This window comes from Agrococcus sp. DT81.2, from assembly GCF_049844935.1.
Taxonomy (GTDB): domain Bacteria; phylum Actinomycetota; class Actinomycetes; order Actinomycetales; family Microbacteriaceae; genus Agrococcus.
Genome location: NZ_JBNCLZ010000002.1, coordinates 25,290 through 38,377, shown reverse-complemented (window position 1 = coordinate 38,377; position 13,088 = coordinate 25,290). Strand labels below are relative to the sequence as shown.

General features: G+C 73.7%; 10 protein-coding genes. 7 read left to right on the top strand and 3 right to left on the bottom strand.

The window, feature by feature from the left end:
• Positions 1-35 precede the first annotated feature (35 nt).
• Positions 36-989, top strand: a complete 954-nt coding sequence (locus ACLQ21_RS03440; RefSeq protein ID WP_425661499.1) for a class C sortase — start codon at positions 36-38, stop codon at positions 987-989.
• Between the two features lie 23 nt (positions 990-1,012).
• Positions 1,013-1,648, top strand: coding sequence for a TrmH family RNA methyltransferase (locus tag ACLQ21_RS03435; protein ID WP_425661497.1), 636 nt, complete (start codon positions 1,013-1,015; stop codon positions 1,646-1,648).
• A 31-nt stretch (positions 1,649-1,679) separates the two neighbouring features.
• Here the strand turns inward: ACLQ21_RS03435 and ACLQ21_RS03430 are convergent, their stop codons facing one another.
• Both ACLQ21_RS03430 and ACLQ21_RS03425 read right to left on the bottom strand, forming a co-directional pair.
• On the bottom strand, positions 1,680-2,489 hold the full coding sequence (locus tag ACLQ21_RS03430) for a DNA-formamidopyrimidine glycosylase family protein (protein ID WP_425661495.1): 810 nt from the start codon (positions 2,487-2,489) through the stop codon (positions 1,680-1,682).
• A 94-nt stretch (positions 2,490-2,583) separates the two neighbouring features.
• Complete coding sequence (locus tag ACLQ21_RS03425) at positions 2,584-7,224, bottom strand: ATP-dependent helicase (RefSeq protein WP_425661493.1); 4,641 nt, start codon at positions 7,222-7,224, stop codon at positions 2,584-2,586.
• Positions 7,225-7,315: 91 nt separating this feature from the next.
• On the opposite strand from ACLQ21_RS03425, the gene ACLQ21_RS03420 reads away from it, so the two are divergent.
• Together ACLQ21_RS03420 and ACLQ21_RS03415 are read left to right on the top strand one after the other, a co-directional pair.
• Positions 7,316-8,527 carry an amidohydrolase gene (locus ACLQ21_RS03420; protein WP_425661492.1) on the top strand — a complete coding sequence of 404 codons (1,212 nt, stop codon included), beginning with the start codon at positions 7,316-7,318 and terminating at the stop codon, positions 8,525-8,527.
• Between the two features lie 98 nt (positions 8,528-8,625).
• Positions 8,626-9,138 (top strand): DUF2231 domain-containing protein, encoded by a 513-nt coding sequence (locus ACLQ21_RS03415; RefSeq protein ID WP_425661490.1) that lies wholly within the window; start codon positions 8,626-8,628, stop codon positions 9,136-9,138.
• Positions 9,139-9,170: 32 nt separating this feature from the next.
• On the opposite strand, the gene argG is transcribed toward ACLQ21_RS03415, so the two are convergent.
• Positions 9,171-10,592, bottom strand: a complete 1,422-nt coding sequence (argG, locus tag ACLQ21_RS03410) for an argininosuccinate synthase (RefSeq protein ID WP_425661488.1) — start codon at positions 10,590-10,592, stop codon at positions 9,171-9,173.
• Between the two features lie 143 nt (positions 10,593-10,735).
• Between argG and ACLQ21_RS03405 the strand changes: the two genes are divergently transcribed.
• From ACLQ21_RS03405 to ACLQ21_RS03395, 3 genes are all read left to right on the top strand, one after another.
• Positions 10,736-11,161, top strand: coding sequence for an SRPBCC family protein (locus ACLQ21_RS03405; protein WP_425661486.1), 426 nt, complete (start codon positions 10,736-10,738; stop codon positions 11,159-11,161).
• A 36-nt stretch (positions 11,162-11,197) separates the two neighbouring features.
• Positions 11,198-11,680, top strand: coding sequence for an SRPBCC family protein (locus ACLQ21_RS03400; RefSeq protein WP_425661484.1), 483 nt, complete (start codon positions 11,198-11,200; stop codon positions 11,678-11,680).
• A 64-nt stretch (positions 11,681-11,744) separates the two neighbouring features.
• A complete protein-coding gene (locus ACLQ21_RS03395) occupies positions 11,745-13,088 on the top strand; it encodes a TIGR01777 family oxidoreductase (protein ID WP_425661482.1) in 1,344 nt (447 codons plus the stop codon).

The following is a 13,088-nucleotide window of genomic DNA, read 5'->3' as shown; positions in this document are numbered from 1 at the left end:
GCCGCCACGGGGCTCACCCCTTCCAAGGAGCCCTCGTGACCCTGATCGCCCCGACTGCGCCGGCCTCGTCGCCCGCAGCTCGGCGCCGACGGCGCCGGGGCTCCGGCACTTCGCTCGTCGTCGCGCTCATGGTCATGCTCGGGGTCAGCGTGCTGCTCTACCCGTCGGCCGCGAGCTGGTTCTCGCTGCTCGAGCAGTCCCAGCGCGTGAGCGAGTACACCGAGGTGATGGACGAGCTCGGTCCCGAGGGTCGACTCGAGGAGCTCGCCGCGGCGCGCGAGTACAACGCCACGCTCACCGGTGGTGCGCTCATCGACCCGTATGGCGGCACGCCGCTCAGCGACCAGCGCGCGATCGTCGCCGCGTACCGCGAGCAGCTCGACCTCGGCCCGGCCGAGGTGATGGCGCGCGTGCGCATCCCTGCGATCGACGTCGACCTGCCGATCTACCACGGCACCGACGAGGAGACCCTGCGGCGCGGCATCGGGCACCTCCTCGGCTCGGCGCTGCCGGTGGGCGGCGAGGGCACCCACAGTGTGCTCACCGGCCACCGGGGACTGCCCGAGTCGGTGCTCTTCAACGACCTCGACCACGTCGTCGTCGGCGACATCTTCCAGGTCGACGTCTACGGCGAGGTGCTCACCTACGAGGTCCGTGACGTGCAGGTGATCGAGCCGGGCGACACCGACCTCCTGATGCCAGAGATCGGCCGCGACCTCGTGAGCCTGGTCACGTGCACGCCGCTCGGCGTCAACAGCCACCGCATCATCGTCACCGGGGAGCGCATCCCCACGCCTGCCGCAGCGGAGGCCGAGCTCGAGATGCCCGACCTCCCGGGGGACCCGTGGTGGGCGGTCGGCCTGGCGCTCGGGTGGGGCTTCGCCGCCGCGTACCGCTCGCTCAGCGCGCGACCTGAGCCGGCGCCGACCAGCCCTCGGGCGGCCGCGCCGGCCCCGCCCAAGCAGCACATCACCGGGATCATCGTCTGATCCCGCGCCCGTAGCCTGGAGGCATGGAGCCAGCCGACGAGCCGCAACTCGAGGTCGGCGTCGGCCCCTGGCAGGGCGAGCATCCTGACGACCCACGCCTCGACCCGCAGCTGCTCGAGCTCGGCGATCGGCGCAATGTCGTCGACGGCTACCGCTACTGGCGGATGGAGGCGATCGTCGCCGACCTCGAGTCGCGGCGTCACCCCTTCCACGTCGCGATCGAGAACTGGCAGCACGACCTGAACATCGGATCGATCGTGCGCACCGCCAACGCGTTCACCGCATCCACCGTGCACATCGTGGGCAAGCGCCGCTGGAACCGGCGGGGCGCGATGGTCACCGACCGGTACCAGCGGATCGAGCACCACGAGAGCGTGGATGCGCTCGTCGCGTGGGCGAGGGAGGCGGGGCTGCCGATCGTGGCGGTCGACAACACCGCCGGCTCGATGCCCGTGGACGCGGCGCCGCTGCCGGAGCGCTGCGTGCTGCTGTTCGGGCAGGAGGGGCCGGGGCTGACCGATGCGGCCATCGCCGCCGCGGACGCGCACGTCGCGATCCGCCAATTCGGCTCCACCCGCTCGATCAACGCCGCAGCCGCGGCAGCGATCGTGATGCACGAGTGGGTGCGGGTGCACCGCCCGAGCGCCGAACTTCCCTGAACGGCGAGTCCGTCGTTGGAATTCCCGTGTTTCAGGGAAGTTCGCCGATCGGGCGGGGCTCTGGCTGGCAGCGGGGGCACCACTGCACCTGCCGCAGCATGCCGTCCTCGAGGCCGAGCTGCGCATCCCGGATGCGCGTGCCGCAGCGGAGGCACGGCTGCCCGCCACGGCCGTACACCCACGTGCGCCGCCCGCGCCGCGCATCCCCGGTGAAGGTGCGCTCCGTGCGATCGCGGTTCGCGACCATCAGCCGCCGGGCGAGCGCGACGAGCGGCTCCACGTCGACCTGCGCGATCGGGGTCACCGGGTGGATGCCGCGCAGGAAGCACAACTCGCCGCGGTAGACGTTGCCGAGCCCCGCGATGGCGTGCTGGTCGAGCAGCGCGACGCCGACCGGCGCGTCCGTCGCCCGGAGCCGCCGCGCCGCCTCCGCGGCCTTCGCGTCGTCCCAGTCGGGGTCGAGCAGGTCGGGGCCGAGGTAGGCGAGGGTCTCGAGGTCGCGCTCACGCGGCAGCAGCTCGAGCACCGGCAGGCTCGAGCCGACGATCTCGTGCTGGTCGGTGGTGAGCACCACGCGGATGGTGTGGGCCGGCACGGGCGCGCGGCTCCCAGGTGCGAGCACGTGCCAGAGGCCATCCATGCCGGCGTGCGAGTGGATCGTCCACCGTTCGCCCCGCATGAGCAGGTGCTTGCCCACCGCGCGCACCTCGTCGATGTGCTCGCCCGCGAGGTCGGCGGTCGCGAGCGACGGCACCCGGAAGTCGCTGCGCACGAGGTCGCGCCCGGCCATCGCTGCGCCCAGGTTGACGGCCGCGCGGTAGATCGTGTCGCCCTCGGGCATCAGCCCGCCTTCCTCTCGACGTCGCGGGTGGTCGCGCGAGCGCCATGGCGCGTCGTCCGACCACCGGCGACGTTGAGGATCTCGGGGATGCGGATCACGGGCCGATCCGGTAGCCGCGCGGCGTGCGACGCAGGCCGGCCCGCTCGAGCATCGGCGCGAGATCCGCGTCGAGCGAGGAGCGCCCGTCGACCTGCTCGAGCACCCGACGGCGGCCGCCGAGCCTCGCGACCGCGTCGGCGAGGTTCTCGAGCGCGCGCACGAGCACATCCTCGTCGTCGACGAAGGTGAGCAGCGACTTGCCGCCGCGCTCGAGGTGCAGCACGGGCCGCCCGGCCGCGATGGTCGTGAGCGCCCCCACGCGCCGGGTCGGCCGGTGGTCGCCGCGCGGCTCGGGCCAGGGGAGCGCGGCACCGAAGGGGTTCGCCGGGTCGACCGTCGACACCGTGGCGACCGCATCGCTGGGCCCGCTCGACTGCCGCGCCCGCAGCGCGTCGACGACCGGCGCATCCGCGAACTGGGCGGCGCCGAGGCCGTCGACGAAGTAGCCGCGGCGGGTGTGACCGGCCTCCTCGAACGCCTTGAGCACCTGGTAGACGCCGTGGAAGCCGCCCGGCACGTCCTCGGCGACTACGCTGCCGCGCGTGACGACGCCGTAGCGGGCGAGCAGCGCGTCGGCGGTGGCCGCGGCCAGCTCGGTCGTCGACCCGGCGGGGCTCGACGCCAGCAGCCAGCGTCCGGCGAGCAGCGGCATGGCGTCGGAGCGCGACGGGCGGGCGAGGCCGATGCGGCGCCGGCTCGCGGGAGAGGCGCGCCGGCTCGGTGCGGGCGCCGATCGCGCGCGGGCACCGAGCAGGTGGGCGCGCAGCGGCGCGATGGTGTCGTTCGTGACGCGGCCCGCCCACACGAGCGGCCACAGCACATCCGCGAGCCGCGCGGGATCGAGCGCCACCATGTCGCCGAGCTGGCGCGCGAAGAGCGCCCCGCCCTCCGCGAGCGCGGCGAGGATCGCTGCGGCCTCGGGATCGTCGTGCGCGACGTCGCGGTGCTGGGCCACGCCATCCGCCGCCCGCAGCACGACGCGGCCGTCCTTGCCCGACAGCGCCCCCGCGCCGACCCAGGTGATGAGGCCGCTCGCGGTCAGCTCGTCGAGCATCGACGGCCGGTAGCCCTTCACCCGCGAGGGCAGGATGAGCGTCTCGAGCGCGCTGAGCGGCAGCGGCAGGCCCTCGAGGCCGTCGAGCGCCTCGAGCAGGCCGTCGCTGCCGGTGAGGGGTCGCGTGACGTGCTGGTGCGCGAGCAGGTGGTCGGCGAAGACGGCGTGGTCGACGGGCTCGACGTCGCTGCGCAGCGCCTGCAGGCTGCGGCGCTTGAGCCGCGACAGCACCTGCGCGTCGATCCACTCCTCGCCAGAGCCGCCCGGCCGGTAGGCGCCGGAGAGCACCCGGCCCTGGGCCTCGAGCGCCCGCAGCGCCGACCGCGCGACGGCGGGCGCGAGGGCGAGGCGGGCGCCGACATCCTCGACCGTGAACGGTCCGTGCGTGCGCGCGTGCCGCGCGACGACGTCGCCGATCGGGTCGAGCACCGTCTCGAGCAGCGCCGACGGCACGCCGGGCGGCGGCGGCACGCCGAGCGCGTCGCGCAGCCGGGCGACGTCCTCGATCGCCGCCACCCGCTCCTCGTCGCCGATCCGCACCCGCACGGCACGTCGCGCATCGACGAGCTCCGCGGCGATCGCTGCGGCGGCCGGCTCATCGAGCGCGGCGTCCCCGGCGCCCTCGAGCCGCGCCGCGAGCTCGTCGACGCGCAGCGGTCCCAGCAGCCGCAGCAGGTCGGCGGCGCCCTCGACGCCGCGCGCTCGCCGGTCGGGGGCGAGTCGCTGCAGCTCGAGCTCGATGCGCTCGACGACCAGCGGGTCGAGCAGCTCGCGCAGCGCCGTGGTGCCGAGCACCTCGGCGAGCAGCGTCGGGTCGAGCGTGAGCGCGGCCGCGCGCCGCTCCGCGAGCGGGGCGTCGCCCTCGTACAGGAACGCGCCGACGTAGCCGAACAGCAAGTGGTGCGCGAAGGGCGACGGGCTCGGCGTCTCGACCTCGACGACGCGGATGTCGCCGTGCTGCAGCCGCTCGGCGATCGTGCGCAGCGCGGGCAGGTCGTAGGCGTCCTGCAGCACCTCGCGCAGCGCCTCGAGCACGATCGGGAAGTCGGGGTAGCGCTTCGCCACGTCGAGCAGCTGCGCGGCGCGCTGCCGCTGCTGCCACAGCGGCGCGCGGCGGGCGGGGTCGCGCTTGGGCAGCAGCAGGGCGCGAGCGGCGCACTCGCGGAACCGGCTCGCGAACAGCGCGGTGCCGCCCGCCTCGGTCTCGACGATGCGCTCGAGCTCGTCGGGCTCGAAGCGGATGAGGTCGGCGCCGGGCGGATCGGCGTCGGAGTCGGGGATGCGGATGACGATGCCGTCGTCCGACGCCATCGCCGCGGCACCCATGTCCTTGTCCTCGCGCAGCCGTCGGTCGATGGCGAGCGCCCACGGCGCGTGCACGCGGCGGCCGAAGGGGGAGTGGACGATGAGCCGCCAGTCGCCGAGCTCGTCGCGTGAGCGCTCGACGACGAGCTGCCGGTCTGTGGGCACGGCACCGGTGGCGGCGAGCTGGTCGCGCACGTACGCCTCGAGGTTGCGGCGCGCGCGCTCGTCGGAGTGCGTGAGCTCGAAGCCGCTGCCTGCCGCGAGCGCGCCCGTCGCGCGGCCGATGGACGCGCCGAGGTCAGCGGGCCGGCCCTCGTTGTCGCCGTGCCAGAAGGGCAGCTTGCCGACCTCGCCGAACGCCGGCACGACGAGCACCCGGTCGTGGGTGATGTCGACCACTCGCCAGCTCGTGGCACCGAGCGCGAAGACGTCGCCGTTGCGCGTCTCGTAGACCATCTCCTCGTCGAGCTCGCCCACCCGCGCGCCCGGCTTGCCCTCCTGCCCGGCGAGGAAGACGCCGAAGAGCCCGCGGTCGGGGATCGTGCCGCCGCTCGAGACCGCGATGCGCTGCGCGCTCGGACGGCCGACGATGGTGCCCGCATCGCGGTCCCACACGACGCGGGGCCGCAGCTCCGCGAACTCGTCGCTCGGGTAGACGCCCGCGACGAGGTCGAGCGTCGCGTCGAAGGCGCCCCGCGAGAGCGTCGCGAAGGGCGCCGCGCGACGCACGGTCTGGAACCACTCGTCGACCACCAGCTCGTCCATCGCGGCGGCCGCGACCGTCTGCTGCGCGAGCACGTCGAGCGGGTGCCGCGGCATGCGGATCGGCTCGAGCTCGCCGCGCGCCATCCGGTCGGCGACGACGGTCGCGTGCAGCAGGTCCGCGCGGTGCTTCGGGATGATCACGCCGCGCGAGGCGTCGCCGACGTTGTGCCCGGCGCGGCCGACCCGCTGCAGCCCGCTCGCGGTGCTCGGCGGCGCCTCCACCTGCACGACGAGGTCGACCTCGCCCATGTCGATGCCGAGCTCGAGGCTCGAGGTGGCGACGACGCAGCGCAGCCGCCCCGACTTCAGCTGGTCCTCGATCTCGCCGCGCTGCTCCTTCGACACCGAGCCGTGGTGGGCGCGCGCGAGCGGTGGCGCCTCGGCGTCGGCCCCGGCCGCGTCGCGGGCGGCGGCGCGCTCGGCGAGGCGCAGGCGGATGTGGTCGGCCACGTCGCGCAGGATCACGCCGCTGCCAGCGCGGCCGGCCGACGCCGCGCCAGCCGAAGCATCCGCCGCCGCCTGCACGCCGGCGCCGGGCGCCGCTGCCGCCTCGGCCTCGTCGAGCCGCTCGGCGTCGAGCTCGTTGAGCCGTGCCGTCAGCCGCTCGGCGGCCCGGCGGGCGTTGACGAACACGATCGTGGAGCGGTGCCGGTCGACGAGCTCGAGCACCTCGCGCTCGATGTGCGGCCAGATGGACGGCGTGTCGGGCTTCGTCGAGCCGAACGCGCTGCCGGTGGGCGCCGCCTCCTCGCGCGCCGGGCCCCGCAGGTCTGTCATGTCGTCGACCGGCACGGTGATGGTGAGCTCGATGCGCTTCTCGCTCGGCGGCGCGACGACCGTGACCGGCGCGGGGCCGCCGAGGAACGACGCCACCTCCTCGGCCGGCTTCACCGTCGCCGAGAGCCCGATGCGCTGCGCGGGCTGCGGCAGCAGCGCGTCGAGCCGCTCGAGGCTGAGCGCGAGGTGCGAGCCGCGCTTCGTCGGCACGACAGCGTGCACCTCGTCGACGATCACCGTCTCGACCGTGCGGAGCGTCTCGCGCGCGCGGCTGGTCAGCAGCAGGAACAGCGACTCGGGCGTGGTGATGAGGATGTCGGGCGGATGCTTCGACTGCGCCCGCCGCTCCTCCTGCGGCGTGTCGCCGGTGCGGAGGCCGATGCGGATCTGCGGCGGCTCCGCGCCGTCGGCGCGGCCGCGCGCGGCGATGCCGGCGAGCGGCGCGCGCAGGTTGCGGTCGACGTCGACGGCGAGCGCCTTGAGCGGTGAGACGTACAGCACCCGCACCCCGGGCTCGCGCTGCTCGTGCGGCGCCGCATCCTCGCGCTGCAGCCGGTCGAGCGCCCACAGGAACGCGGCGAGCGTCTTGCCCGAGCCGGTCGGGGCGACGACGAGCGTGTGCTCTCCGCGCGCGATCGCCGACCACGCCTGCGACTGGGCGGCCGTCGGGGCAGGGAACGCCCCCGCGAACCACGCTCGGGTCGCGGGGGAGAACTGCTCGAGCGCATCGCTCACCCGCTCAGTACAGCACAGCGGGTTGGGGGCCCGCCGTGCCGTGCGCGACTGGTGCATCGCGCCCGCGCGGGCCGGTCCCTACGCTGGCGCCATGGCCATCGAGCTGGCGGCGGTGTACCGCGATCTGCACGCCCATCCCGAGCTCTCGTTCCAGGAGCATCGCACCGCGGGTATCGTCGCCGACCACCTCGGATCGCTCGGGTACGCCGTGACGACCGGTATCGCCGGCACCGGCGTCGTCGGGGTGCTGCAGCGCGGCGCCGGGCCGACGGTGCTGCTGCGCGCAGACATGGACGCGCTGCCGGTGCTCGAGGAGACGGGGCTGGACTACGCCAGCACGGCTCGGGGCATCGATGCCGATGGCATGGACGTGCCGCTCATGCACGCGTGCGGCCACGACGTGCACGTGACCTGCATGCTGGGGGCCGCCGAAGAGCTCGCCGCAGCGGACGACTGGTCGGGCACCCTCGTGGTGCTCTTCCAGCCGGCGGAGGAGTGGGGCGGCGGTGCCGAGCGGATGGTCGCCGACGGCCTGTTCGACCGGGTCCCCGTCCCCGACGTCGTGCTCGGGCAGCACGTCGCGCCGTTCCCCGCCGGCTTCGCGGGGCTGCACGCGGGCGTGGCGATGGCGGCCGCGGACTCGATCGACATCACGCTGCACGGCGAGGGCGGCCACGGGTCGCGGCCCGAGACGACGGTCGACCCGGTCTACCTCGCGGCCAACGTGGTCGCGCGGCTGCAGGGCATCGTCGCTCGCGAGATCGCGCCGGCGGATGCCGCGGTCGTCACGGTGGGACAGCTGCACGCGGGCACGAAGAACAACATCATCCCGCCGTCGGCGAGGCTCGGGCTCAGCGTGCGCACCCTCGACGCCGCGGTGCGGGAGAAGGTGCTCGCGGGCATCGAGCGCATCGCGCGCGCCGAGTCCGCCGCCTCCGCGGCTCCCGCCGAGCCCGACTTCGACTACGTCGAGCGCTTCCCGCTGACGGTCAACGAGCCGGCCGCGACGGCGCGGACGCGCGCCGCGCTGCAGGCGGCGCTCGGCGAGGGCAGCGTGATCGACCCCGGTCCGGTGGCCGGCAGCGAGGACGTCGGCGTGCTCGCGACCGCGGCGGGCGCGCCGCTCGTCTACTGGTTCCTCGGCGGCTTCGACCCCGCGCGGTTCGCCGACCTGCGCGAGACGGGCCGCATGCCGGAGGACGTGCCGTCGAACCACTCGCCGCACTTCGCACCGCTCATCGAGCCGACGCTGTCGACGGGCGTCCGCGCTCTCGTCGCCGCCGCGCGGGAGTGGCTCGGCTGAGCCTGGGGGAACCGGGCCCTCGACGGCGCCGGGGGTCGCGGCTATGGTGAGCGGTCACCGCCGCCGCGAGGGCGCCCGGTGTCGATGGAGGAGGAGCCATGGCCAAGCCCACCGCATCCGATCGAGCGAAGCACCCGCGCACGGTGCTCGCCGGCCCCTACGGGCATCCGTTCCATCCCATCCTCGTCACGATCCCGATCGGCGCGTGGATCGCGAGCATCGTCTTCGACGTGCTGGCGATCTTCGCCGAGGACCCCTCCGGGCTGCTGTTCGGGGCGCAGGTCCTCATCGCGATCGGCGTGGTGGGCGCCGTCCTCGCGGCGGTCGTCGGCCTGCTCGACTACAGCGTCATCCCCTCGGGCACGCGCGCGAAGCGGATGGCGCTGGCGCACATGGTGCTCAACCTGACGGCGGTCGTGATCTTCGCGGTCAGCTGGATGGTGCGCGCGAACCACGGCCATGACAGCGTGATCGCGGTCGGTGTGGTGCTCAGCCTCGCGGGACTCCTCCTCGTCGGCGCCTCGGGGTACCTCGGCGGCGAGCTCGCCTATCGCTTCGGGGTGCGCGTCGCCGACGAGAGCAAGCAGGCGGAGGGGTTCGCGAAGCGCTGAGCAGCTTCCGCGCTGATCGAGCGGTGCGGGCGCTAGTCCGTGCCCAGGTCCATCGCCGCGCGGTCGTTCCACTGCTCGACGGCCTCGGGGTCGTCGGTCGGCGACGCCATGATCTCGTCGGAGCGGCCAGCCTCGAGCGCGCCGAGGAGCGCCTTCGTCTCGCCCTCGATCAGGCCAGCTGCCGCGTACGACTCGAGCCGCGAGCGCGAGTCGGCGATGTCGAGGTTGCGCATGGTCAACTGGCCGATGCGGTCCTCCGGGCCGAACGCCGCGTCGCCGACGCGCTCCATCGAGAGCTTGTCGGGGTGGTACGAGAAGCCCTCGCCCCGGGTGTCGACGATCGTGTAGTCCTCGCCGCGGCGCAGCCGCAGCACGACCTCGCCCGTCACCGACGAGCCGACCCAGCGCTGGATCGACTCGCGCAGCATGAGCGACTGCGGGTCGAGCCAGCGGCCCTCGTACATGAGCCGGCCCAGGCGGCGGCCCTGCTCGTGGTACGTCGCGATCGTGTCCTCGTTGTGGATGGCGTTGAGCAGCCGCTCGTAGGCGATGTGCAGCAGCGCCATGCCCGGTGCCTCGTAGATCCCGCGGCTCTTGGCCTCGATGATGCGGTTCTCGATCTGGTCGCTCATGCCCAGGCCGTGGCGGCCGCCGATCGCGTTCGCCTCCATGACGAGCGCCACCGCATCCGGGAACTCGGTGCCGTTGATCGCGACCGGCCGGCCCGCCTCGAAGCGGATGGCGACATCCTCGGTCGGGATCGACACCGACTCGTCCCAGAACTTCACGCCCATGATGGGCTGCACGATCTCCATCGACTCGTCGAGGTGCTCGAGCGTCTTCGCCTCGTGCGTCGCGCCCCAGATGTTCGCGTCGGTCGAGTACGCCTTCTCGGTCGCGTCGCGGTACGGGTAGCCGTGCTCGACGAGCCACTCCGACATCTCCTTGCGACCGCCCAGCTCCGTGACGAACCGCTGGTCGAGCCAGGGCTTGTAGATGCGCAGCGCCGGGTTGGCCATCAGGCCGTAGCGGTAGAACCGCTCGATGTCGTTGCCCTTGTAGGTCGAGCCGTCGCCCCAGATCTCGACGCCGTCCTCCTTCATGGCGCGCACGAGCAGCATGCCCGTGACGGCGCGGCCGAGCGGCGTGGTGTTGAAGTACGTGCGGCCGCCGGAGCGGATGTGGAAGGCACCGGTCGCGAGGGCGACGAGGCCCTCCTCCACGAGCGCCGTCTTCGCGTCGACCAGGCGAGCCGCCTCCGCGCCGTACTCGTCGGCGCGCGCCGGCACCGCGTCGATGTCGGGCTCGTCGTACTGCCCGATGTCGGCGGTGTACGTGTAGGGCACGGCGCCGTTGTGGCGCATCCACGCGACGGCGCACGACGTGTCGAGGCCTCCGGAGAAGGCGATGCCGACGCGCTCGCCGACGGGCAGGGAGGAGAGGACCTTGGACATGCCCTCAATCCTACGGTTCGGGGCGGATGCGCTCGGCCGGTCCCTCGCACCGCAACCTGAGAGCCGGCTCATTGTCGCAGTCTCAAGGTCGTGGCAGGATCGGCTTGGGGTACATCCCCGTCGAAGACGACAGTCCGGGAGCGATGATGCAGATCGACGATTCATTCGAGGTCGCAGCCCCCCGCACAGAGGTGTTCCGGATGCTGACCTCGTTCGAGCAGTTCCCCGAGTTCATGACGGGCGTCGAGTCGGTGTTCGCCGAGACCAAGGAGCGCCTCCGCTGGCGCGTCGCGATCGCCGGCGTTCCCGAGACGTTCTACGCCGTGATCACCGAGTACGAGCAGGACGAGCGCATCGCGTGGACGAGCGTCGACGCGACCACGATGGCGTGGTCGGTGCAGCTCGCCGAGCTCGACCCGCGCACCACGTGCGTCACGGTGCACGTCAATTGGTCGCCGCGCGGCGAGGAGTCCGCGCCCGACGCGCGCGAGCTGGACGAGCTCACGGTGCGCTGCGACTTCCAGCGCTTCCGCCAGCTGGTCGAGGGTCTCCCAGCCGCAGCCGCGTAGCATCGCCAACCCGTCCGACGACAGCTAGGAGAAACCATGCCTCAGGTCACCGACAGCATCGACGTCAACGCCCCGATCAGCGCCGTCTACGCGCTCTGGACGCGGTTCGAGGACTTCCCGCAGTTCATGGGCGGCGTCGAATCCATCACCCAGCAGACCGACGACAAGCTGCACTGGGTCGTCTCGATCGCCGGCGTCGAGCGCGAGTTCGACGCCGAGATCACCGAGCAGCACCAGGACGAGCGCGTCGCCTGGCGCAGCACCGACGGCGAGACGCACGCGGGCGTCGTCACGTTCCACCGGATCGACGACGACACCACGCGCGTGAACGTGCAGATCGACTGGAAGCCGCAGGGCATCGTCGAGGCGGCCGGCGCGCTGCTGCAGGTCGATGACGCGCAGATCGGCAAGGACCTCAAGCGCTTCAAGGAGCTCGCCGAGCAGGCGCCGCCGCGCCAGGCCGCCGAGTCGGGCTGGGAGGGCGACATCCCGCGCTCGCCCGACAGCTCCGGCCTCTAGCGCGGATCCTCGAACGCCCCGGCCCTGAGCCTTCGTGCTCAGGGCCGGGGCGTACGGTCTCGCCATGGGCATCGAGCACCGCAGCACCATCCCCGCCACCGCAGACGAGGTCTTCGCCTGGCACGAGCGTCCGGGCGCCTTCCAGCGGCTGCTGCCGCCGTGGATGCCAGGCGCCATCCGCCGCGAGGCGGAATCGCTGAAGGACGGCCGAGCCGAGCTCGCGCTGCCGGGCGGCCAGGTGTGGGTCGCCCAGCATGACCCGGCCGGGTACGAGCCCGGGCGCGCGTTCGTCGATGAGCGGGTGCCGGGCGGCCTCGCCTCCGTGGCGCTGACGCCCGTGCGCTGGCGCCACGAGCACCGCATCGAGCCGCACGGTGACGCTGCGGTGATGATCGACCGCGTCGGCACGCAGGCCGGATCGCGCCTGCTGCGGCCCATGTTCGTCTACCGGCATCGGCAGCTCGCCGACGACCTCGAGCGGCATCGCGAGCTCGCGGCCGCCCCGATGACGGTCGCGATGACCGGAGCATCGGGCCTGATCGGCACCGCGCTCGCCGCCTTCCTCACGACCGGCGGGCACCGCGTCGTGCGCCTCGTGCGCCACGAACCCGGTGCGGGGGAGCGGCGCTGGCATCCGGATGCGCCAGCGCCAGACCTGCTGGAGGGCGTCGACGCGCTCGTCCACCTCGCCGGCGCCTCGATCTTCGGCCGCTTCGGCGACGACCATCGTCAGCGCATCCGCGACAGCCGGATCGGGCCGACCCGCCGGCTCGCCGAGCTCGCGGCCGCGAGCGGCCTGCGCGCGTTCGTCACCGCATCCGCCATCGGCCGCTACGGTGACGACCGCGGCGACGAGCCGCTCACCGAGGCGAGCGGTGCCGGCGACGGCTTCCTCGCCGAGGTCACCGTCGACTGGGAGGCCGAGGCCGCGCCCGCCGTGGAGGGCGGCGTGCGCACCGCGCTCATCCGCACCGGTCTCGTGCAGACGCCGCGCGGGGGCGTGCTGCAGGTGCTGCGCCCGCTCTACGAGGCGGGCCTCGGCGGGCCGCTCGCCGGCGGCCGCCACTGGCAGTCGTGGATCGACCTCGACGACCTCGTCGACATCTACGCCCGGGCGCTGGTCGACGAGCGGATGTCCGGGCCGATCAACGCGGTCGCGCCCGAGCCGGTGCGGCAGCGGGACTACGCGACCACGCTCGCGGCGGTGCTGCACCGGCCGGCGCTGCTGCCGACGCCGGCGATCGGCCCGCGCGTGCTGCTGGGCGAGCGCGGCATGCGCGAGCTCGCGCTCGCGAACCAGCGCGTGCTGCCGATGCGGCTCGAGGAGCTCGGGCATCGCTTCCGCCGGCCGAGCCTCGAGGATGCCCTGCGGCACCAGCTGGGCCGGATGCGGGCGGCCGGCCGATAG